23 protein-coding genes and 2 pseudogenes are annotated in these 21,612 nt (G+C 60.9%); 14 read left to right on the plus strand and 11 right to left on the minus strand.

From position 1 onward, the window contains the following. Positions 1-40 precede the first annotated feature (40 nt). Positions 41-2,107: a DUF7527 domain-containing protein gene (locus tag V5N12_RS09010; RefSeq protein ID WP_332898830.1), complete on the plus strand. Its 2,067-nt coding sequence runs from the start codon at positions 41-43 to the stop codon at positions 2,105-2,107. An 80-nt stretch (positions 2,108-2,187) separates the two neighbouring features. On the opposite strand, the gene V5N12_RS09015 is transcribed toward V5N12_RS09010, so the two are convergent. Beyond that, the gene (locus V5N12_RS09015) at positions 2,188-2,490 is read right to left on the minus strand and encodes a hypothetical protein (RefSeq protein WP_332898831.1); all 303 of its coding nucleotides are present in this window, start codon (positions 2,488-2,490) and stop codon (positions 2,188-2,190) included. 190 nt (positions 2,491-2,680) lie between these two features. Here V5N12_RS09015 and V5N12_RS09020 point away from each other — a divergent pair, with 190 nt between their 5' ends. The 4 genes from V5N12_RS09020 to V5N12_RS09035 all read left to right on the plus strand — a co-directional run bounded on the left by V5N12_RS09020 (position 2,681) and on the right by V5N12_RS09035 (position 5,156). Beyond that, entirely contained in the window at positions 2,681-4,003 is a 1,323-nt protein-coding gene (locus tag V5N12_RS09020) for an adenylosuccinate synthase (protein ID WP_332898832.1), read from the plus strand. 70 nt (positions 4,004-4,073) lie between these two features. Further along, complete coding sequence (locus V5N12_RS09025) at positions 4,074-4,268, plus strand: methytransferase partner Trm112 (RefSeq protein ID WP_332898833.1); 195 nt, start codon at positions 4,074-4,076, stop codon at positions 4,266-4,268. A gap of 33 nt (positions 4,269-4,301) precedes the next feature. After that, positions 4,302-4,868: a DUF7524 family protein gene (locus V5N12_RS09030; RefSeq protein ID WP_332898834.1), complete on the plus strand. Its 567-nt coding sequence runs from the start codon at positions 4,302-4,304 to the stop codon at positions 4,866-4,868. 81 nt (positions 4,869-4,949) lie between these two features. Further along, on the plus strand, positions 4,950-5,156 hold the full coding sequence (locus tag V5N12_RS09035; RefSeq protein ID WP_332898835.1) for a hypothetical protein: 207 nt from the start codon (positions 4,950-4,952) through the stop codon (positions 5,154-5,156). On the opposite strand, the gene V5N12_RS09040 is transcribed toward V5N12_RS09035, so the two are convergent. Together V5N12_RS09040 and V5N12_RS09045 are read right to left on the minus strand one after the other, a co-directional pair. Continuing rightward, positions 5,153-6,208 (minus strand): DR2241 family protein, encoded by a 1,056-nt coding sequence (locus V5N12_RS09040; protein WP_332898836.1) that lies wholly within the window; start codon positions 6,206-6,208, stop codon positions 5,153-5,155. The genes V5N12_RS09035 and V5N12_RS09040 overlap by 4 nt on opposite strands. Beyond that, a complete protein-coding gene (locus V5N12_RS09045; protein WP_332898837.1) occupies positions 6,205-7,077 on the minus strand; it encodes a CbiX/SirB N-terminal domain-containing protein in 873 nt (290 codons plus the stop codon). The genes V5N12_RS09040 and V5N12_RS09045 overlap by 4 nt, the downstream gene beginning before the upstream one ends. A 100-nt stretch (positions 7,078-7,177) precedes the next feature. On the opposite strand from V5N12_RS09045, the gene V5N12_RS09050 reads away from it, so the two are divergent. Beyond that, entirely contained in the window at positions 7,178-8,251 is a 1,074-nt protein-coding gene (locus V5N12_RS09050; RefSeq protein WP_332898838.1) for a LeuA family protein, read from the plus strand. On the opposite strand, the pseudogene V5N12_RS09055 reads toward V5N12_RS09050, so the two are convergent. The 6 genes and pseudogenes from V5N12_RS09055 to V5N12_RS09080 form a co-directional block, all read right to left on the minus strand. Beyond that, positions 8,244-9,446 (minus strand): annotated as a pseudogene (locus V5N12_RS09055) (CaiB/BaiF CoA transferase family protein); the annotation flags it as partial. The gene V5N12_RS09050 and the pseudogene V5N12_RS09055 sit on opposite strands and share 8 nt — an antisense overlap. After that, a complete protein-coding gene (locus V5N12_RS09060) occupies positions 9,422-10,546 on the minus strand; it encodes an ABC transporter ATP-binding protein (RefSeq protein ID WP_332898840.1) in 1,125 nt (374 codons plus the stop codon). The pseudogene V5N12_RS09055 and the gene V5N12_RS09060, both read right to left, overlap by 25 nt. 2 nt (positions 10,547-10,548) lie before the next feature. Next, positions 10,549-11,412, minus strand: a complete 864-nt coding sequence (locus V5N12_RS09065) for a carbohydrate ABC transporter permease (RefSeq protein ID WP_332898841.1) — start codon at positions 11,410-11,412, stop codon at positions 10,549-10,551. Next, positions 11,412-12,323 (minus strand): carbohydrate ABC transporter permease, encoded by a 912-nt coding sequence (locus V5N12_RS09070; protein ID WP_332898842.1) that lies wholly within the window; start codon positions 12,321-12,323, stop codon positions 11,412-11,414. The genes V5N12_RS09065 and V5N12_RS09070 overlap by 1 nt, the downstream gene beginning before the upstream one ends. Beyond that, positions 12,320-13,648 carry an ABC transporter substrate-binding protein gene (locus tag V5N12_RS09075; RefSeq protein ID WP_332898843.1) on the minus strand — a complete coding sequence of 443 codons (1,329 nt, stop codon included), beginning with the start codon at positions 13,646-13,648 and terminating at the stop codon, positions 12,320-12,322. Before V5N12_RS09075 ends, V5N12_RS09070 begins: the two co-directional genes overlap by 4 nt. A gap of 93 nt (positions 13,649-13,741) precedes the next feature. After that, a complete protein-coding gene (locus V5N12_RS09080; RefSeq protein ID WP_332898844.1) occupies positions 13,742-14,404 on the minus strand; it encodes a helix-turn-helix domain-containing protein in 663 nt (220 codons plus the stop codon). Positions 14,405-14,488: 84 nt separating this feature from the next. Here V5N12_RS09080 and V5N12_RS09085 point away from each other — a divergent pair, with 84 nt between their 5' ends. The 6 genes and pseudogenes from V5N12_RS09085 (at position 14,489) to corA (ending at position 18,726) form a co-directional block, all read left to right on the plus strand. Continuing rightward, positions 14,489-14,989, plus strand: a complete 501-nt coding sequence (locus V5N12_RS09085; protein ID WP_332898845.1) for a DUF7523 family protein — start codon at positions 14,489-14,491, stop codon at positions 14,987-14,989. Between the two features lie 64 nt (positions 14,990-15,053). Then, positions 15,054-15,371: pseudogene (locus tag V5N12_RS17155) on the plus strand (PAS domain S-box protein); the annotation flags it as partial. Next, on the plus strand, positions 15,337-16,782 hold the full coding sequence (cysS, locus tag V5N12_RS09090) for a cysteine--tRNA ligase (RefSeq protein ID WP_332898846.1): 1,446 nt from the start codon (positions 15,337-15,339) through the stop codon (positions 16,780-16,782). The pseudogene V5N12_RS17155 and the gene cysS, both read left to right, overlap by 35 nt. Positions 16,783-16,922: 140 nt before the next feature. Next, on the plus strand, positions 16,923-17,540 hold the full coding sequence (locus V5N12_RS09095; protein WP_332898847.1) for a DUF6517 family protein: 618 nt from the start codon (positions 16,923-16,925) through the stop codon (positions 17,538-17,540). A 44-nt stretch (positions 17,541-17,584) separates the two neighbouring features. Further along, positions 17,585-17,749 (plus strand): hypothetical protein, encoded by a 165-nt coding sequence (locus V5N12_RS09100; protein ID WP_332898848.1) that lies wholly within the window; start codon positions 17,585-17,587, stop codon positions 17,747-17,749. Beyond that, a complete protein-coding gene (gene corA, locus V5N12_RS09105; RefSeq protein WP_332898849.1) occupies positions 17,746-18,726 on the plus strand; it encodes a magnesium/cobalt transporter CorA in 981 nt (326 codons plus the stop codon). The genes V5N12_RS09100 and corA overlap by 4 nt, the downstream gene beginning before the upstream one ends. 70 nt (positions 18,727-18,796) lie before the next feature. On the opposite strand, the gene V5N12_RS09110 is transcribed toward corA, so the two are convergent. Further along, the gene (locus tag V5N12_RS09110; RefSeq protein WP_332898850.1) at positions 18,797-19,015 is read right to left on the minus strand and encodes a hypothetical protein; all 219 of its coding nucleotides are present in this window, start codon (positions 19,013-19,015) and stop codon (positions 18,797-18,799) included. A 151-nt stretch (positions 19,016-19,166) separates the two neighbouring features. Here V5N12_RS09110 and V5N12_RS09115 point away from each other — a divergent pair, with 151 nt between their 5' ends. Both V5N12_RS09115 and V5N12_RS09120 read left to right on the plus strand, forming a co-directional pair. Continuing rightward, on the plus strand, positions 19,167-20,120 hold the full coding sequence (locus V5N12_RS09115) for a mechanosensitive ion channel family protein (RefSeq protein WP_332898851.1): 954 nt from the start codon (positions 19,167-19,169) through the stop codon (positions 20,118-20,120). A 34-nt stretch (positions 20,121-20,154) separates the two neighbouring features. Beyond that, a complete protein-coding gene (locus tag V5N12_RS09120; RefSeq protein WP_332898852.1) occupies positions 20,155-20,820 on the plus strand; it encodes an O-methyltransferase in 666 nt (221 codons plus the stop codon). Here the strand turns inward: V5N12_RS09120 and V5N12_RS09125 are convergent. After that, positions 20,813-21,583: a hypothetical protein gene (locus V5N12_RS09125; RefSeq protein ID WP_332898853.1), complete on the minus strand. Its 771-nt coding sequence runs from the start codon at positions 21,581-21,583 to the stop codon at positions 20,813-20,815. The two genes, V5N12_RS09120 and V5N12_RS09125, sit on opposite strands and share 8 nt — an antisense overlap. Between the last annotated feature and the right edge of the window lie 29 nt (positions 21,584-21,612).

Raw genomic sequence — 21,612 nt, forward strand, 5'->3', positions numbered from 1 at the left:
CGTGCGGAAAGTATTTGCCGTTATTCTTGCTTTTGTGACTATGGACCAAACTACGGTCGAGCGAATCCAGGCGTGGGACGCTCGGTCGTTCGCAGAAGGCTACCGAGGCCTGCATACGCTCGCCGACGAGGCGTTCTCCGGCGCGGTATCTGCAGGCGGCGCGTGGCTCTTCATGCTGAACGGCCGCGTCGTCGGCATCGCAGACGGTGATATTGCGGCGTTCGAAGACGCAACCGGCACGGCGTACGCCGCGCCCCACTCGTCGCTCCCCCTGCTGTTGTTCATGCAACAAGCAGACGGTGAGACTCGCGCGAAGTACTATACGAACGACACGCCGCTTCGTGAGGTCGACGACCAGCTCACGAGCGGCAACTTCAGCGGCTACATCGAGCTGTCTGAGAACGTGCTCTCTGGCGACTACTACGTTGTCTACTACGCCGGGCGCGCAAAGAGCATCGCCTTCGTCGGCAACAGCGGCCGGATGCTCACGGACGACGAAGCGTTCGACCGCGCGGCGGACGAAGTCGGGATTTATTCGGTGAACGCGGTTGACATCGACATCATCGACTTGCCAGAGCCTTCCGAGCCGGAGCCAGAACCGGAGCCGATCGCTGAGCCAGAAGTCGAAGAAGTATCCGAACCCGAAGCAGAACCGGAACCAGAACCGGAGCCAGAACCCGAGTTCGAAGCCGACGAGCAAGTGGAAGACCCCGACAGTGCTGTTGAGGATGCCCCGTCGGAGCCAGCCATGGCAAACGGTGGGGCTGAGTCAGTTGAGGCTCACACGGACACCGAACCGGAACCAGCACCGGAGCCTGAATCGGAGCCAGCGCCCGAATCAGCGACCGAGAATACTCCAGACCCGCTCGCGGAGGCAGCGTCCCAGCCGTCGTCGAGGTTGCCGCGGTCTGAAGACCGAACGCCCGCAGAGGTCAGCCGCGCCCCGAGCGCGTCGAGTCTGAGCGCGAAGGCCCTCGAAACGCGGTCGATTCCCTCACTTGACCCGGCGAAGACAGAAGAGTCGAGCGCGCGCATCGACACGGCGTCCAGCCCGGACGAGCAACGCGCGCCTGAGCGCTCTCGCGTCCGCGAATCGGTGTCAGAGCGGGCGACGGGCACGCCAAACGCCCCGCCGAAGCAGTCGGCTCCAAAGCAACCGGCTCCCGAACTCGAAGAACTCAAAGCCGACCTGCAAAACCAGAAAAACGAGGTGACGCGCCTCGAAGCACAACTCGAACAGGCCAACACGGAACGAGACGACCTGCGCGCAGAGCGCGACGACCTCGCCGCCGAAGTTGAACGTCTCGAAGCGGAGGTAGAGCGCCTCGAAGACCTGCTCTCACAGGCCGAAGCGAGTGGGGCGGCCGTTGGCCGCGAACAGACCCTCTCGCCCGCGGACGCCTTAGACGGCACGAATCTTTTCATCCGCTATCACACGAAGGGGAAGGCAACGCTCGAAAAAGCCTTCCACGGCGAGGCGAAGCCAGAAGAGGTCATCGAGAATCTCCGTATCGAACACCACACGCAGTTCGATTCGTCCTCTGTTGCCGTAAACGGCGAGCAGTTCGAGACGTTCCTCACGAACACCGTCGAGTATCGCTTCGTTGCGTGGACGATTCAGACGCTGTTGTTCGAGATCGCGGACACGCGAAACACGAACGCGCTTGGAGAACTCTACGAGGCGATTCCGAAAATCGACCGCGCAGAGCTAAACGCGAACGTCGGCGTCAAATACATAGAGAACGGCGAGGAACACCGCGAACAACTCAGATTCGACGTGGTGTTGCGCGACCGGATGGGCAACCCGCTCGTAGTCGCAAACTTCAACGACTCGCGCGACCCGGCCACCGAATCGATGCTCGCCTCGCTCGTCAAACAAAGCACGCGAGTCGCAGAGACCTCGAACAGTCTGAGCGCTGCCTTCTTCGTCACGACGAGCTTTTACGAGCCAGAGGCGCTCGAAACGGCCGTCGATGCCGCGGGCGGTGGCCTGCTCAGTCGGGATAAGCGAAAAAGCTTCGTGAAGCTCTCGCGCAAGCAGGGCTATCACCTGTGTCTCGTCGAAGCTCGCGGCGGCGAGTTCTATATGAACGTCCCTGAGCTGTAGGGACGTTCAATGACGTAACTAAACGAAAGAGAGGCGTCTGCGCGTTGCAGACGGTATTTGAGGTAGCTAGCGAAGAACGATTATGCGAGTTCGGTCGCGCCTTCGATTTTCATTCCTTCGAGCTTTTCGATGATCAGGTCGACCTTGCCGTCGAGTTCGGAAACGAACTCCTTGGTTCGGTCGGTCGTGATTGCACCTTGACTCGATGGCTCGATGAGGTTCTCCTCTTCGAGCACGCGGAGGGAATAGCGTACTTTGTGGTGCGGGTAGCCGGTTTCGTTGGACATCTTCACGATCCCGATGGGCTCGTTTTCGATGACCATCTTCAGGACTTGAAGGTGACGTTCCAGCATATCGACTTCCTTCTCAAGTCGGTCTATCATGGCATTTGTTAACTTGTGTTTGAAGCTTTTAAAGGTTGCTGTCGCCATACCCCGAATAGAATGGTAGATTCGGACTTCGCGTGTGGCATTAATTAACGCTTCGGCTTGCGATAGAACATGACACGCGTGGTGAGTTTATCCCGTCGCCAATTTCGTAATCGGTTTACCCCGGTAACAGGAACTGCCGCGTATGACCGTAACCATCGTCGGTTCGCAGCTCGGCGACGAGGGCAAAGGCGGCGTCGTCGACCTCTGGGGCGACAATGCCGACATCGTTGCCCGCTACCAGGGCGGCGACAACGCAGGCCACACCGTCGTCCACGACGGCGAAGAATACAAACTCTCGCTCGTTCCGAGCGGGGCCGTCCGGGGCAAAATCGGCGTCCTCGGCAACGGCTGTGTCGTGAATCCAGAAACCCTGTTCTCGGAGATTGACGCGCTCGCGGAGCGCGGTCTCTCACCGGACGTCCGTGTCGCAGAACGCGCGCACGTCATCCTCCCGTACCACAAAGTGCTAGACGGCATCGAGGAGACGGCAAAGTCCGACTCCGACTTGGACGCCGGTACCACGGGCCGCGGCATCGGCCCGACCTACGAGGACAAAGCCGGTCGCCGCGGCATCCGCATTGGCGACTTGCTCGACCCCGAAGTCCTCCGCGAGCGTCTCGAATACGTCGTTCCCCAAAAACGGGCCCTCGCAGAAGACGTGTTCGGCGTCGAAGTCGGCGACGAGTTCGACGTTGACGCCCTCTTCGAGCAGTACAAACGCTTCGGCGAGCGCCTCGCAGAAGGCGAAATGACCGTGAACGCAGGCGAGTTCCTCACGAACGCCATCAAAGACGGGAAGAACGTCATGTTCGAGGGCGCACAGGGCACCTCCATCGACATCGACCACGGTATCTACCCGTACGTCACCTCCTCGAACCCAACCTCCGGCGGCGCGGCCGTCGGCACGGGCGTTGCCCCAACGATTGTCGGCAAAGGCGACGTGGTCGGCATCGTCAAATCCTACCTCTCGCGGGTCGGCACGGGACCACTCCCGACCGAACTCGACGGCGACATGAAACCGCTCGCAGACCAGATTCGAGAGAAAGGCGGCGAGTTCGGCACCGTCACCGGCCGCCCACGCCGTATCGGCTGGCTCGACATGCCGATGCTCCGCCACGCAGAGCGCGCGAGCGGCTTTACCGGCCTTGCAATCAACCATATCGACGTGCTCGCCGGGCTCGGCGACCTGAAAGTCGGCCACTCCTACACCCTCGACGGAGAAGAAATCTTCACCGTCCCACCGACCACCGAACAGTGGGCGCGTTGTGAGCCGACCTACAAGGAGTTCGAAGGCTGGGACGACGTTGACTGGAGCGCCGTCGCAGAAGACGGTTGGGACGCGATTCCGGACAATGCACAGACCTACCTCGAATACATCAGCGACGAACTCGACACCGACATCTTCGCCGTCGGCATGGGTCCAGACCGTGACCAGACGGTCATCTTAGAGAACCCGCTCGAATAGACGGGAGCAGACCCGTCACGCTTTTAGCGATACCTTCCCACACTTTCACTATGACCACGGGTGAGCTTCGATGAAGGAATCGCTGATGGACATTCTCTGCTGTCCGATGGACAAGAGCGACCTCGAACTAGAGGTTGACGAACGCGACGACGACGAAGTCCTCTCCGGGACGCTCGTCTGCACCGAGTGTGGCGAGCGGTTCCCCATCGAGGACGGCATCCCCAACCTCCTCCCGCCGGACATGCGGGAGGACATTGCAGCCTGAACCTTTTTCTACTGTCCCGTAGACTTGTCTGACGTGTCCGATACGCTTCCCGTGCACGTCAACCGCGGTCGACTCCACGCACTTGAGACACCGGACTCTTTTGAGACGGGGGAGTCGTTCACCGTCAACCTCGTCAATCACGGCGAGCCGGTACACGTCCACCTGCACCTAGACGATGCACTCTCCGAAGTGGCCACCCTCGAAGCGGGAAATCACCACGTAAAATCCGCATCCACCCGGCCGGTTCGCATCTCCGTGTTCGACGGCAAGCGGCCGGTTCGCGGGAAGCTCAAAGTCGTCTCCGCCTACGGCGCGGAGACGAAGTTCATCGACGTGAATATTGCCGAGCCAACCGTCGAAAAACAGCCGGTCGAAGTCGATGAATCGCTCGGCAAACCGGTTCCGAATCCCGAGCCCTCCGGTGGGCTGTTCGAGGACTTCACCCTTGAGGCGAAAGATGTGCCAGTGTTAGTACTCGGCGTCGCCGCGCTCGTCCTCGCGCTCGTCGCGTTGGTCACCGCAAACAGCACCGTCTTCTTGTTTGGCGTGCTCGCGGTGCTCGCGGGCGTCCTCGTCTCAGTTTATCTTACACTTTCGTAATTTCACACAATCTGAAGTATATAAACCGTCCTACGCTCGTCTGACTGAAACTTATTAGCGCTGCTGTGGTAGAACGCTGGCATGTTTGGTGCGTGGCGCAAACCGTTCACAGACCGGGTGAAGTCAAAGGCGGTGTTAGCGTGGCTGTACCTGTTCGCTTGCCTCGTGGGCCTGCTCATCGTCGATAGTCGAACCGATGTCACTGGCGGATCGTTCATGCCACTCATACTGGCCGTCGCCGTGACGCTTGCGCTGCCGTTCTGGCCGCTGTTCCGGAAACTCCGCTAGCGCTCCGTGCGCTCGAATCGTCCGTCGGCCATCCGCTTTGCCCGCAGGTAGCGCGCCCGATACCGGTTTGCACCATCGGACACGTCCGCTTCTCGAATCTCGTCTACGCGCCCCTCCGCCACCGCTTCGACCAGTTCTCCTACCTGCTCAAACTCGCTTTCAGTCAGCGTCAGCTCGTACGTCTGCTCTGATTCCTGTTCGAGTTTCGTCCACTTTCGCGCCGCCGCCACAACCAGTGAACACGGCTCTCTGCACGGGAACTCACCCGCACCGCGCGGCACGGAGAGGGGCGTCTCTGCATCCTCGTCCCACTCCCGACGCTTCAGGCATTGGGAATCCACACAGCAGGCTTCCGCCACCCATTCGACGGCTGCCGCCGGAAGCTCGTCGATGATGTCGTAAATCCCGGTCTGGCGCTCTGCGGTCTCGCGGAAGTGTGTCACGTCAAGTTCGCCTTCCTGCTCTCGATACCAGTTTGCGACCGTCGCGGGGTAGAAGAAATCGACCGTCTGGAGCAACTCGCGCCCAGAGAGGGAGACGAACTCCCAGCCACCGACGAGCGTCGGCGCGGTTTTGAGCGGTCGATACCGACCATCCGCGTCGCGTTTCGCAATGTCGCGGGCTGAGAGCGGGTCGGTGTAGGTGGCCAACGTTTCCTTTTCTGCCTCTGCGTCCGCAATGTGACACACGCGGTAGGTGCGCTCGCCCGCTCCCGAAATCGACGCGGTGATGCTGAGTTCGCCCCATTCCGTTTCGATGCCGTCGCCGAGCTGTTCGTAGCGGGTCGCCACGCTCGTCTCGTCTGCACGTTCCAGATACCGCAAAAACGCACGGCGGGCCGGGTCATCGAGGCGTTGCCAGTAGTCCCAGTTCGACACGAGCCACGGGTGGTCTGTGGCGACGGCGTCGAACGCTTCCTCGCTCAATCCCTCGTGGCTCGTCGCGGGGGTTTCGAACGTGTAGCCGTCATCTGTTTTCGAGACGACGAGGCCGTCACAGGAAACGCCGTCTGCGGCGGCTTCCCTGAGCGCGGCGCGCTGGGCGTCGGTCATCGCGCACCTCCCACGGCGCGGGTCGCTTCGCGGACGGTTTCGATGGCGTCACCCACCGGTGCACCCGCGTCCGCAGCGCGTTCGAGAATCACGTCCGCCATCAGGCGTTCTGTGCCAACCGCGCCCGAGTACCAGATTCGGTGGCCATCGACTGTCGCAGGCACGTCGTAGCCCGTGCGATAGTCGTCGGTGAGGCCCATGTCTTCCGGAATGTCCTCTTGGGTGTGAAAGCCGTCTGCGATGAACAGCGGTACCACAACAATATCCGCCGATTCGAAGTAGTCGGTCACGTCGTCTACCTCCGGCTCTTCGTCCATGAACAGCGCCTCCACCTCGGCAAACCGCCCTGAATCACGGATGCGGTCTGCGTGGTAGTGAATCGCCTTCGCGGAGTTCGCGTTGCGCTCGGTGCCGTGGCCGACGACGGCGAGACCGAACCCCGGCCCGACCTCGGGGTCACTCGTCACCGATTCCGCCCGCCGGATAATCACGTCGGTCATCGACTCGTGAGTGCCGACCGGCCCGCAGTAGTGGACCGTCTTCCCAGTATCCTCGCTCGTGAGCGTGACGTGCGTCGCGCTCAGCCCATCAGACCCCCAGTCGGCCACGTCCCATCCCGAAAGGCGCAGCTCCCGGGGAATCACCTGTTCGGTGAAGTAGCCCTCGCTGATGAACAGCGGGACCACGTACACCTCGTCGCTTTCGAGCGTACGAATGACTTCACGAAACGACGGCTCCTCTTTCCAGAACGCTTCGCGCACCTCGTCGAACACGCCCGCTGCTCGAATCGTGTCCGCGTGGGCGAACGTCGGGGTGCTCGACTCCGCGTTCAGATGCGAGCCGTGGGCGGCAATCACGAGCGCCTTCATTATTATCATCCGTTAGGACAGGTCGGCCTTAGCGGCTTCGCCCGCGGAAACCCACACATGCAGGGCGAAATCGTTTGGTCGTCGCATTCCTCTTTCCACCATGAAACTGCTCGACGTCACCCTCCGCGAGGGAGAGCAACGCCCCGGTCGGCGCTTCTCGGTCGATGAAAAGGTCGCCGCCGCCCGCCACCTCGACGCTCTCGGCGTAGACTACATCCAACTCGGCTTTCCCGTCGCAGACGACCGCACGAAGCGCGTCGCAGACAGATACGACGGCGACGCCAAAACGACCGGCATCGCCCGCGCCATCGAAGGCGACATCGAAGCCACCGTCGAGGCGGGTGTAGACGTCATCGACCTGTTTGCGCCGACGAGCGACGCCCAACGCGAGTTCATGCTCGGAAAATCTCGTGACGACCTGCTCGCGTCCGTCCACGAGGCACTCGATGTTGCCCACGACACCGGCCTCGATGTCCACTTCACCGCGATGGACGGCTTTCGCACGGACCTCGACTTTCTCACAACCGTCGTCGAAGCCGTCGATGCCGAGTACGTCACCCTCGCTGACACCGTCGGCGTGCGAACGCCTCGCGGCGTCGAAGAAACGCTCACGGCTCTCGACACCGACCTCTCGCGAGTGGGCGTCCACTTCCACGACGACATCGGCGTCGCCACCGCAAACGCCCTCACGGCCGCCGACATGGGCATCGGACGCGTTGACGTGTCAATCGCGGGCATCGGTGAACGCGCCGGAAACGTCCCGACAGAGGAGTTCGTCGTCGCCGGATTACTTGGCGAAGAGAGCGTTGATTCGAACATCGACACCGCGAATCTGCTCACCCATGCCCACGCCGTGCTCGACGCGCTCGGCGAGGACGTGTCCGACTGGAAACCACTGCTCGGCGACCAAGTCTTCTCCCACGAATCGGGCCTGCACACCGCCGCAATGTTGGACGACCCGGCGCTGTTCGAGCCGTTTGACCCCGCCGAGTTTGGTGGCGAACGCCGCCTTCTGTTCGGCCCCGATACGGGGCGCGGTGCGGCCCGCCGATTGCTCTCGCGTGCAGGCGTCGAACCGACCGACGAGCGGGTGGCGGCGCTGCTCGAAACGCTTGGTGAGAGAGAAGAAGTGGAACTGGACGACGCGCTCTCGCTCGCCCGCGCGGTCAGATAGCGCCCTGTTCTCTGAGCGCGTCGATTTCTGCGCTCGAATAGCCGAGACTGGCGAGAATGGAGCCGGTGTGTTCACCGAGCGTCGGCGGGTCCTCCGAGTCGATAGGCGAGAACGCAGACGAGCGGATGGGCGAGCGCGGCACGTTCACGCTGTCGCCGTCGCCTTCTGCGACGTGCACGGTCGTGAGTGCGTCCGTCGCCTCGAGGTGTGGGTCGTCACAGACCTCGCGGATGTTGTTCACGGGCGCGACGGGAACGCTCGCCTCGCGGAGTTTGTCCACAATCTCTGTGCGGTCGAACTGGCGGAGTTCGACGGCGAGCAAGTCCGTGAGCACGTCGACGTTCTCGCGGCGGTCGGCAATCGTCTCGAAGCGGCTGTCTTCGTGTAGCGAGAGGTCGAGCGCTCGGCACAGGGCGTGCCACTGGTGTTCGCCCGACGGCCCGACGAACACCCACTTTTCGTCTGCGCTCCGGAACACGTCGTAGGGTGCCCAGTTCGGGTGGCCCGCGCCGAGCGGTTCCGGCACGTCGTTGTAGGCTTGGGTGAACGAGAGCCAATACCCCATGAGGGCGACGGTGCTCTCGAACAGCGGCGCGGACACTTTCTGCCCCTCGCCGGTCTCCTCGCGCTGGCGAAGTGCGGCGAGGATGCCGATTGCGCCGTAGAGCGAGGCGGCCATGTCCGCGACGCTCGTCCCCGACCGGACGGGCGGTTCGCCGGGATGGCCGGTCACGCTCATCAGCCCCGAGAGCGCCTCTGCGACCGGGTCGAGGGCGGGATGGTCGGCGTAGGGGCCTTCGTTGAACCCCTTTATCGAACAGTATACGAGCCGTGGGTACGGCTCTTTCAGCGAGTCGTAGCCGACGCCAAGCCGCTCTGCGGTGCCCGGCTTGAAGTTCTCGACCACCACGTCTGCGTCGTCAAGCAGTTGGTGGAAGATGTCGACCCCGTCGTCGGTTTTCAAGTCGAGCGTGATGCTCTCTTTGTCCCGGTTGACGTAGTTGAACGAACTGTTGCCAAGTGGCGATGAGTCGCGCACGAGGTCGCCGCCCTTTGGGTGTTCGACCTTGATGACCCGCGCACCCATGTCCGCGAGCAGGAGCGAGCAGAACGGCCCGGCGACGATGTGCCCGAGTTCGAGCACGGTCACATCAGAGAGTGGCCGGTCGCTCATGGAACCTGCGTTTGGTTTGCCGCGAGGTCGTCACCGAAGCAAATCGTCTCGCCGTCCGCCCCGAAGATGTAGCAGTCCTCGCGGTCGAAGCCCACGGTGAGTTCGTCGCCCGGTTGCACGTCATCGACTTCCGGCGAAACCACGTCTACGCGGGTGCCATCCGTGGTTTTGCCGTGTACCACCGACTCCGTGCCAAGTGGTTCGACGACCTCTGCGGTCACCGTAAATCGGATGTCACCAGCGCTCGGGCTGAGGTACTGCGGGCGGATGCCGAGGGTGACCGTGTTACCGAGATGGGCGTCGAGCTGGGAGCCAACGGGCACGCGAATGCCGTGGCCTTCGACGGTTGCGGTGCCGTCTGCGTCCGTGACCGAACACCGGAGCAAGTTGGTCGAAGGCGTGCCGATGAAGCTCGCCACGTACTCGGACTGTGGCCGGTGGAACAGCGTCCGCGGCGGGTCGAACTGCGCGACGTGTCCCTCGCGCAGGAGCACCACGCGGTCTGACATGGTCATCGCTTCCGTCTGGTCGTGGGTGACGTAGACGATGGTGGTGTCCAACTCCTGGTGGAGGCGCTGGATTTCGACGCGTAACTCGGATTTGAGTTTCGCGTCTAAGTCGCTCATCGGCTCGTCCAAGAGCAAAACCTCCGGGTCTTGGACGAACGCACCGCCGAGGGCAACGCGCTGTTGTTGGCCCCCGGAGAGTTCGGCGGGCATCTTCTCCAACTGCTCTTCGATTTGGAGCACGCGGGCGGCCTCCTCGATTTTCTCGTCGCGCTTTCCTTTCGGGACGCCGTGAATCTTGAGGCCGTAGCCGATGTTCTCGCGGACGCTCATGTGCGGGTAGAGCGCGATGGACTGGAACACCATCGAGACGTTGCGTTTCTGTGGGGGCAAGTCGGTCACGTCGTCGTCACCGAAGTGAATCCGCCCGGCGGTGGGTGTCTCAAGCCCGGCGAGCATCCGCAGGGTGGTGGTCTTCCCACACCCCGAAGGCCCGACGAGCGTCGTGAAGGAACCGGCGGGAATCTCCAGTGAAATGTCGTCTACGGCGACGTGCGTCTTGCCGAGTGTTGTGAACTCTTTGCGAACCGTGTCGAGTCGAATGGATTGTGCCATAGTTATTCGAGTCCTCCGACGCTGAACCCCTGCAGCAGGTATCGCTGGAGGAACAGCGCGATGAGGAATGGGGGGATGGAGATGAGCAGCGAGACGGCCATCGTCTCGCCCCATCCGATGGTGACGCGGTCTAAGAACAGACTCGCGCCGACGTTGATGGTGTACATGTCGTCGTTGCTCATGACGATACGCGCCATGGTGAAATCGTTCCACGCGACGGCGAACGCGAAGATAGCCGCCGAGATGTAACCCGGCTGGGCAACGGGCAAAACCACGTCCCACACCGTCCGGAACCGACTCGCGCCGCGCACCCATGCTGCCTCCTCAAGCGAGAGGGGCACCGTCTGGAAGTACTGCCACATCAGCCAGATGGTGAACGGCGCGGAGATGGCCGTGAGCGCGAGTGTGAGCGCGAAGTAGCTGTTCAACAGCCCGAGACTGTAGAAGATCACGTACAGCGGGATGGCGAGCACGATGGGGCTGAACATGTAACTGAACAGCACCGCACGAGCCGCGATGGATTTGCCGCGGAACTCGAAGCGGGTGAGGCCGTAGCCCGCAGCAATCGCAATCGCCGTCGAGAGCAGCGTCGAACTTGCCGTGACGATGAGACTGTTCGTGAAGTAGCGAACCGTCTCCGTCGTGTCGAGCAGGACGAGGAAGTTTCGTGCTGTAATCTCTGACGGGATGAGGTTCACCTGACCGCCTGCGAAGGTGGCTGCCGGAGACTGCAGGGCGATGACCACCATCAGGTAGACGGGCACCACGACGAACGTCGTGATGAGCAAGGCGGTGACGTAGAGGGCGATTCGCTGGAGGCGCTGTTGGGTTCGGTGGTCGAACCAACTGGAATCAGCCGTCGCCATCAGTGAGCCACCTCCGCTTCCGGCGCGAACGTGCGGAAGTAGACGATGGCAGCCGCCGCGAGCAGGAAGAACATGATACCTGCGAGCGCCGTTGCCTCACCGAAGTTCACCTCGTTGAATGCGATTTGGAACACCCTGATTGGGAGGGTGGTCGTCTGCTGAAGCGGTCCACCTCTGGTGGTGAGATAGATGATATCGAACTTGTTGAACATCCAGATGCCCCGGACGAGGAGGATGATGAGGATGGCTCCCCGGAGGTGGGGCATCGTGATGTCGCGAAACGCCTGCCACGTCGTCGCGCCCTCGACCCGCGCCCGTTCGTACAGGTCGGGGTCGATGGCCTGCAAGCGCGCGAGCAGGATGAAAAACGCGAACGAGGCGAACTTCCAAACGCTCGTGATGACGACGGCGGGCATCGCCCACGTCAGCGTCGAGAAGAAGGCGATTGGTTCGTCGATGAAGCCCGCATTTTCGAGCACCTGATTGAGCACGCCGATGTTCGGGTCTAAGATGAATTTCCACATGAAGATGACCACGAGCGTGGGCAACAGGTAGGGGAAAATCATCAGCGTCCGCAGGGCCGCACCGCCGCGAATCTTCTGGTTCACGACGAGCGCAAGCCCGAGGCCGAGGATGAGACTGAGGCCTGTCGTCGCAATCGCGTAGACAACGCTGTTCCAGAGAAAGCCCCAGAACGTCGGCTCTGTGAGCAGTGAGATGTAGTTGCCAAGCCCGACGAACGTCGGATTGCGCACTGGATTCTGAAACAGACTCATCCCAAGGGCGTACGCTATCGGAACGACCCACACGACGATGAAAAACGCCACCAGCGGGACGAACGACACGAGCAACAGCCACGTACTCCCGTCTAAGTCGGAGGGTCGAAGGCGGTTTTTCAGGCTGACGCTCATCGCTTGAGACTACGGAGCTTTTCAGCGAGCCAATCGACGGTCTCCTCCGGAGATTTGCCGCCGACGAGCAGTTGGTCTGCGGCCTGTCCGAACACCTGATTGCCGTAGCCGTCTGCGGCGAGCAGGTTCGGCGCACCCTCGTCGCCCGTGGCGAGGACGGACGTGAACACGTCCCAGTTGTCCTTGACGAGCTGGAGGACTTCGGGATACTCGTTTAGCATCTCGTTGTTTTTGACCGCATCGCTGTCGAGCTGTTCGCGGCTCGGTGGGAACTGGAACAGCGGTGCAGAGAGCACGAAGTCGAAGAACTTCTCGGATTGGTTGAAGAACTTCACAAACTCTTGGGCGCCTTCGGTGGCCTGCCCGTCGTTTCGCACGAGGTGGCCCTCCATGTACGCCCACCACTTGTCCTGTGCTTTCCCCTGTGGGACGGGGAACGGCATCGGACTGAACTTCTTGACCAAATCCGGGCGGTTGCTGGACATGATGAGAATGGGCAATCCACCCACGGAGACGCCCGCGGCGGCGTTCTCCTGTTGGAGCGCGCCAATCGCATCGCCCCACTCCCAGCCGCTGCCGTTTGGCGAGTACTCTGCCATCTGCTGAACCCACTCGAAGGTCTCGATGGCGGCGGCTCGGTTGTCGCCTTTGTCCACCGTGACCTCGATGTTGTCGGATGGCCCGGAGTAGATTTGGACGTCGTTTTGCCAGAGGTACTGGGTCATCTGCGTGTCGGCGTTGTTCGTCTGGCCGGACTGGACGATGTACCCTTGCATGTCCTCCTCTTCGGAGACGCGCTGTGCCTCTGCCTGCCAGTTCTCCCACGTCTCCGGGTTGCCGTCGTAAATGTCGCTTCGGTACCAGCCCATCAGCGGTTCGACCATCGCCGCCGCGAAGTAGGACTCGCCGTCTACGTTCACGGGGTCGGGGAGGTCGTTGTTCGACACCGCGTCTGTGAGCGGGGCGAGGACGCCGTCTCGCTGAAGGCGGTAGGCGTCGGTTGAGGTGTCAAAGAGGATGTCTGGTGGGTTGCCCGCCGCCACCATCTTCTGCATCTCTTGGTCGGTCGACGTCCCCTTCGAGGTGTAGGTCACCTCGACGGTGTAGTCGCTCTGGTCTTCGAACTCGGCGATAATCGAGTCCATCACTTCCTTCGAATCGCCGCGGTCTGAGAGGTAACGAACGGTAGTGCTTTCGCCGTCTCCACCGCCGCCGCCACCGCCGAGACAGCCGGCGAGGGCGAGTGCGGATGCGGTCGCGCCCGTGCCCTGTAAAAATCGTCGTCTGGTGTGCTTCGCTGGTCGGTTGCCTGCCTCGTTAGCCATGGTGTGGAATACCATGGTCTACCATGAACGACTTTGTCCTACAAATGTAGGGCTTTTAAATAGGCTTCCGGAAAAACACGGGGGCTATCTGCCTCACGTAGATGGGCCGGGAGCGACGGGTGGATTGCCAACGGCAACCTGCGTCGACGCCTGGTGGAGCGCTTCGGTGAGGAGTTTCTTCTCGGCTTTCCGCAGGTGTTCTAACAGCGTCGTGTGCGTGATGTCGAGTTGCCCCGCAAGTGTCTCTGCGTCGATGCGCCGGGGCCAGTCGAAGTATCCCTGTTCTAAGGCGGCTCTGATGACCTCCTCTTGGCGCGTCGAAAGCGAACTGGTGGTGTCATCGACCGGCGTCAAGCGGCCGAGTCTGACGCTGCCGATTTTCCGGAGGTCTGTGACGATGGCTTTCAGGTCTTCGCGTCGGAACACAATGACGTCGAAGACGCGTTCGTTGCCGTTCACGCGGTCTAACCCGTGGAGCATACCGTGGTTTTCGCGGATGATGGGCAACGCGCCACACGAGCGTTTGGTGACGAGCAATCCGGAGGTGCCGATGCGCTCTACCTCGGTCACCATCTCGTCTGCGCGAAGGCGTGCTTCGAAACGGTCGCTTCGCTCACCGGCTTCGATGAGGAACGTGATGTACTCGTCGTCCAACACTTCTTCCTGCGTGACGGTGAACGATTCGTCTCCCTCGCCCGTGATTTCGCTCAGGACACAGTCACACTGCAAGTCGAGATAGAGGGTCGCGCGAAGCATGTGGTGTGTTCTCATCTCTCGGCTAATGAGTATTTGCATCGCTTCCACCGAACGACTAAATCATCGTGACCGAAATGAGACAGTATGTCTTCACTCGCCTCGGAGACGCGGGCCGCCGTTCGCGGGCATCCCTTTCTCCACCTCGCACTCAGAGCAGATGTCGTCAACTACACCGCCGCCGCTCGCTTTCTCGACATCGGTGACACGGAAGCCGTCACGGCCGCACTGCGTCGCTTCGCCACGGACATACCAGCGTTCACCCAAACTGACTGCACCCCGCGCGTCTCGATGCAAAGCGGACTCGGGGAAGGTGAGGCCACCGACGCGCTCGTTACCGTTGGCGAGACGCATCTCGTCCCCGGCGCGGGTGCGCTTACGGGCATTGTCGTCGCAGGTGATGTGTCGGTGACGGCACTCGGGCACGTGCTGTCCTGTCTCGCCCTCGCGGACATCGAACCGCTCGCCGCCGCAGGTACAGAGGACGCGCTCATCGTCGTCGTCACTCGGCGTGACGGCCCGACCGCGTTGCGAACCGTCGAACGCGAGTTATCAGCCGTACCACAGTATCGGGCTATCGGAGAGTAATGTTCATTTGCTATACTCACAGAATTGATGTATAAATGGGTGATTCACCCACACCGAGGAGCAGTTTCAGGCGCTGATTGAAGGCTCCTCTGCCATTTTCACTGCTCTCGATGAATCGGGAGCGGTTGTGAATGAAAGTCCCTCTCCCTCACGGGTAGTTGGCTACGAACCGGGCGATCTTCTCGGCGATAACGCATTTGAGTATGTCCACCCCGACGAACAGGAACACATCTTTGCAGCAACGACGTGGGCGGGGCGACGTTTTTCGTCTCGCTGTCTCCCGCAGACGCGAGTGCGTGAACCTGCCACCGACGGATTCAAACACCTTTGCTCAGTATCCTTCGACAATGACGCTACACGTGACGAATACGCTCACTGGTGAGCGCGAGGTGTTCACGCCACAGAACCCGGATTCCGTTCTTCTCTACTACTGTGGCCTCACCGTCTCTGATTTCGCGCATCTCGGCCACGCTCGCTCGTGGGTGCACGTTGACGTGATGCACCGGTGGCTCGAATTTCTCGGCTACGACGTCCACCACGTCGAGAACTTCACCGACGTGAACGAGAAAATCGTCGCGCGCATTGGTGACGATGACTTGGGCGACGACGAGGCGGCAGTGGCACGCCACTTCATCGAGCAGACGCTCGCGGACATGCGCTCGCTCAACCTCAAACGCGCGGAGATTTACCCCCGCGTCTCAGAACATCTCCCCGAAATCGAATCGCTCATCGAGACGCTGATGGAGAAGGGCTATGCCTACGAGTCAAACGGGTCGGTCTACTTCGACGTGACGAAATTCCCCGACTACGGCAAACTCTCGAATCAGTCGGTCGAGGATTTAGAGGCACAAGGCGACCCGACCGAACGCTCAGAAAAGCGCAATCCGGCAGACTTCGCGCTCTGGAAAGCCGGCGAAGCACATCCCGACGACGCCCCACCCGGCGGCGAGGTGTGGGACTCGCCGTGGGGCGACGGCAGACCGGGCTGGCACATTGAGTGCTCTGCGATGTCGATGACCCATTTAGACGAGACTATCGACATCCACGTCGGCGGCCAAGACCTCGTCTTCCCGCACCACGAAAACGAAGTCGCCCAGAGCGAGGCAGCCACTGGCAAGCAGTTCGCGCGCTACTGGCTTCACGTTCGCCTGCTCGAAACCGAGGGTGAGAAGATGTCCACGAGCCTCGGCAACTTCTCGACGGCCAAAGACATCGTCGCCGAGTACGGCACGGACGTGGTTCGGATGTTCCTCATGTCCGCCGCGTACAACCGCACGCAGTTGTTCAACGAGGCGACGTTCACTGAAGCCCAAAAGCGCTGGGAGACGCTCTCGCGGGGCTACGAACGCGCGGTTGAAGCCTGCGACAGCGTCGACGCCTCCGGCAAGGTCGTAGACGAGGCGCTTCGAGATGCCTTAGTGGCGACCCGTGAGTCGTTCACCGAGGCGATGAACGACGACTTCAACACCCGCGAGGCGCTCGCGGCGCTCCTTGAACTCGTTTCGGCGGTCAACCGCCACGCAGACGACGCAGCCCAGTTCGACTACAAGGGCCTCCACGAGGCGATCACGCTGTTCGAGGAACTCGGCGGCGGCGTCCTTGGGTTCACCTTCGGTGGCGAACCGGAAAGCGACGTGTCGCTCGCCGGTGAGGTCGTCGACCTCGTGCTCCGGGTGCGCGAACAGGAACGAGAGGCAGGCAACTACGACCGGGCAGACGAACTGCGCGACGAACTCGAAGCCCTCGGCGTCACCATCGAAGATTCGGACGACGGCCCGACCTACCGGCTCTGACGTAGGCCACGACAGATTGCGTTTTGCTGCTTTGGTACGTGCACCCATACTGATTGGTAGGCCAAGAGACTTATATGGAACAAAGAGTAAGACGCGCACAACAGATGATATCACGGCGTAGAGCACTTGCCCTGGTTTCGATGGGGGCAGTTGGTTCACTAAGCGGATGTATTGGCTTCCTGACAGGGTCGGAGGCACTCCAGTTTTCGGCCGAGACCGCGACGGTCGCCTCGGCATCCCTCGAAGAGACTGACTACGAAAAAGCGCCGGATTCCTCCGGTGAGCAGACAATCGAGCGGTCGTTCTCGGTTGCAGACCAAGAGCGGCAGGTCGAGGTGACAAACCACATCCAAGAGTACAAACGCTCCGTGAACCTCGGCGTGCTCGGTGAGCAGGAACTCGCGCGCTTTATCGTCCTCTCGACGCCGAAAGTTGACATCGCGGGCAAGACGTTCAACCCCGTCGGCGAGTGGTCTGCAAAGGAGTTCGTCATGCAGATTCAGTCGGCCTACAAGGGCCTGAGTGACATTCAACAGGAAGGCGAGCGCTCGGTTTCGATGCTCGGAGAGAGCCGGACGGTAACCAAGTTCAGCGCCCGCGCAGAGGTCGCAAACGGCGAGAAAGTCGATGTGTTCATTCACGTTACCGAGGCCGTCGGCGACGGCGACGACTACGTCATCGGCATCGGCGTCTATCCACAGCAAATCGACGGCGAACAGGCGCGCGTTGACGAACTCATCGCGGGCATCGAGCACTAGTCGTCGCGGTAATCCTTTTTGTGTGCGGCCGTGTCACGGTGAGTATGAACACCGTGTTGGGTGCGGGGATTGCGATTACCCTTCTCAGCCTGCTCGGCTACGCCCTCGGTATCGTCGCACCCTACCCGGGGCGCGAACTGTCACTAACTGGGGCAATGGTCGGCGTTACCTTACTCTCTATCAGTTGGATTCACGGAGAGGACGCATGACAACCGAAGCGGTCGTTTTCGCTGACGGGGCAATCACCCACTACGACGACCTTGACGCGGCGAAAGCCGCCCAGGGAACGACGTGGGTGACGGCGACGGAAGCCAACGAACAAGAGCTGCTCGACGTGACCGCAGTGTTCGACATCCACCCGCTCACGGTCGAAGACGTCGTAAACGACGTGCGCCCGAAAACCGAAGAGTTTCGCAACTACACGTTTATTCTCCTCAAAACCGCCCGACTTAGAAAGGGCGAAACGACGTTCAACGAGGAAATCCGCGACATTCCCGTCGGCGTCTACATCGGTGACGACTGGGTGGTCACGCTCTCGACGCGAAAAATCAAAGCCATCGATACGACGTGGGAGGCCGTCCTGCGCGAAGACGAGCGGTTGCTCGAACGCGGGCCTGATTTCACCGCCTACCGCGTCATCGACGGCATTGTAGACGGCTATTTCGACGTGTTAGACCAACTCGAAGACCAGATAGAGGCTATCGAAGACGAGGTGACGACCTCGACGGACATCGAGATACTCGAAGCCATCAACGCGGTTCGCCGCGATCTCCTCTCGTTTCGCAAAGTCGCGTGGCCCTCACGGGAGGCAGTTGGCATCCTCGCCCGCGGCGACCCAAAACAGATCCAACAGCCCACAGAGAAGTACTACCGCGACGTGTACGACCACATCGTGCAGGTGGTAGACCTCATCGAGACCTACCGCGACCTCGCAAGCGGGGCGCGCGACATCTACCTGAACGTGCTCTCACAGTCCACGAACGACGTGATGAAGACGCTCACCGTCGTTGCGACCATCGTCTTACCGCTCACCCTCGTGACGGGCATGTTCGGGATGAACTTTGCTGGCGGCCCCTTCAACATGTCCGAGTTGCAGTGGCCCTACGCCTACCCCGCCGTGTTGCTTGGGATGTTTCTCATCACGATTATCCTCGTGGTGTACTTCCGCGAGCGGTCGTTCCTCTAGTGGTTCGACACCCGCGCTTGTGGGCGCAGTCGCTCATGACGAGTGAATAATTATCAAGAATCGATACTACTTACTTCAGGAACGGGTCTGCCATGTGGTCGGTCGTGCGACTCCACGTTGCCGTCGCGCGAGCGAGGCGGAACGTCATGACGAAGAAGGCAACGGCGAGAGCGAGAACGAACGTTACAAGCCCTGTCGTCGTTGTGAGCAGACTTCCTGTGAACTCTCCGATGACCGCGAGTGCGACACCGAGGAGCGAGATTGCCGATAGCGTTTCGAGTGGTTCCATCGTGTGTGGTGAAGGGAAACTCCCCGGGGTTCATAAACTTGTCGCAGAATTGATAATTATGATAGTGGTTGTCTAGGGTCTTCGTCTCATGGAAATCCGTGAGAGATGTGGTGGACAATGGTTTTACTTCGGGGGTGTGACTGGTTTCACAGTGAAACGTCCTCTCGGTGTCATCTCGTTTTTGCTCGCGGCGGCCTTCGCGCTGCTCGCCGCGTTCGTACACAGCCTCCCGGCCGATGAGTTCGTCATCAGCGGGTTTCAGGCGACGCTTATCGTCGCAAAACTCCTCTCGACGCTAGCGATTGTGTTTCTCGCCTACGGACTCTATCTGTTTACGACCCGGCTCATCAACACGCAGTTCGTAGACCGCAGACGTCAACACGACATCAAAAACGTCGTCCAGTTGGTGTTCATCGTCTTCGCGCTCGTGAGCGCCTTCGCCATCATCACCGAGCAGTGGGTTGGCCTGCTCGTCTCCCTTGGGGTCGTTGGCTTTGCCATCACCTTCGCGCTCCAGCAACCACTGTTCTCCTTTATCGGCTGGTTCTACATCATGGTCAAACGACCGTACCAAGTCGGTGACCGCGTGGCCATCGAAGGCTCGAAAGGTGACGTGGTCGCGGTTGACTTCTTCGTCACCACGCTCTGGGAGATAAACGGCGAGCTCGTCTCCTCGAATCAACCCTCCGGGCGCATCATCACCCTCCCGAACAGCGTGGTGCTCTCCTCGCACGTCTTCAACTACTCGTGGGAGGGCTTTCCGCACATCTGGAACGAGCTGTCCGTGCAAGTCGCCTTCGAGACAGACCTCGATTTCGCCGAGTCCTTGCTCATCGACGTGGCCGACGACTACCTCGGCGACGAGATGGCAGCCAGTATCGCAAACTACCGGCGACAACTCGCAGAGACGCCCGTCGAGTTGGAGGTGCGCGACCGCCCAACCGTAAACATCAGACAAGAAGAGTCGTGGGTCGACCTCCGGCTACGCTATCTCACGCACCCACGACAGGGCCAACGGGTGAGAAATGAGCTCTACAAGCGGATATTGACTGCGTTTAACGAACACCCAGAGCGCATCAAGTTCCCGCTCGGGCGCAACCGCTAGAAGCGTTTTGGCGGTGGAGTGAGAACCCCCACATATGACGGCGATTGACCCAACGAAGGCGGCTCGCTTCGTTCGCGCACTCGGCCCGGAGCCAGACGATATTTTAGAAGAGATGGACACCTACGGCGAGGAAATCGGCTTTCCGACCGTCGGCCCCGAGGTCGGTGGCTGGCTTCAGCTGCTCGCCACGATGGTTGATGCAGAGCGCGTTTTCGAGTTCGGATCTGGCTTTGGCTACTCCGCCTACTGGTTCGCCCGCGCCCTGCCCGCAGACGGCGAACTCGTCCTCACCGAAATCGATGAAGGCGAACTCGACCGCGCACGCGAGTACTTCGAGCGCGGCGACGTCGCAGCCCGCGCGCGCTTCGAACACGGCGACGCCATCGACATCGTGGACACCTACGACGGCCCGTTCGACGTGGTGCTCATCGACAACGAAAAAGAGCGCTACAAAGACGCCTTCGACGCGGTGCGAGAGAAGGTGGCTCCGGGCGGGGTCGTTATCGCGGACAACGCGATGACCTCTGGGGTGCAGGATTTCGACAAACTCCTCGCGTGGGCCGAGGGCGACGACCCGGCGATGGACGCAGGCACACAGGGCATTGCGGACTTTCTTGAGGCGGTGCGGGCTGACCCGGCGTTCGAGACGGCGGTGATGCCTGTCGGTGAAGGGATTTCGGTCAGCTACCGAGTTAGCTGACGGTGCGCATGAGCGAGAAAATCTCGTCGCGGTAGGAAGCCGGGTGCAACCCGAGGTCGATGTCGACGGTGACGCTCACGCCAGCAGAAAGCTCCTTTTCTATCGTCTCTGCGTAGTTCGTTCCCGGAGCCGCCCCACCCGAGATGAGAATCGAATCGTCGTGATGCCAGATGGCGAGCCAGCCGTTGATGACAATGTCCTCGCCTTCCACGGTGACGGATTTCTCGTCGGTCACGTCGAAGCTGAACCCCTCGAAGGGATAGGTGGCGGTATACTCGACAAGGTCGCCTTCCTCGCCAGTTTCGGGCGTGAACGAACTCGTGTCTCCTTCTGCTATCTCGACCAGTCCACCGTCTTTGAGGCGTTGTTCGAAGTTGTCTTTCGCCGTCTGTTTGGTCTCTTCCATGACCTCTTTGCGCCCGGCACCGGCGGGCATGTTGTCCAAACTCGGTGAGAAATCGACGCGGCTGGCGAAGAAGACCGCCATCTGGGCCGAAACCGTGTCGAGGGTACGCTCTGTAATTTGGGCGGTAAGGTCGCTGTCCTCGTAGGTGAGGGTGTGGGCGGCCGCAGAGACCGTCGCCCCACTGTACGACTCAGTGAACATATTCTTGTCTTGTTCGTCGATGAGCGTCCAGCCGCCGGATTCGAGTTTGTCCTGTGACAGTTCAGGTGCTGGGACAGATGCGAGGACGGAACCACATCCCGAAAGCCCGGTCAGCCCGATGCCTGCCGTCATGCCCAGAAACATTCTTCTGTTCATGTACATGTCGTATGGAGTAATTCCTGATA

This window comes from Haladaptatus sp. CMSO5 (genome assembly GCF_036689885.1).
In the GTDB taxonomy this organism is placed as follows: Archaea; Halobacteriota; Halobacteria; order Halobacteriales; family Halococcaceae; genus QDMS2.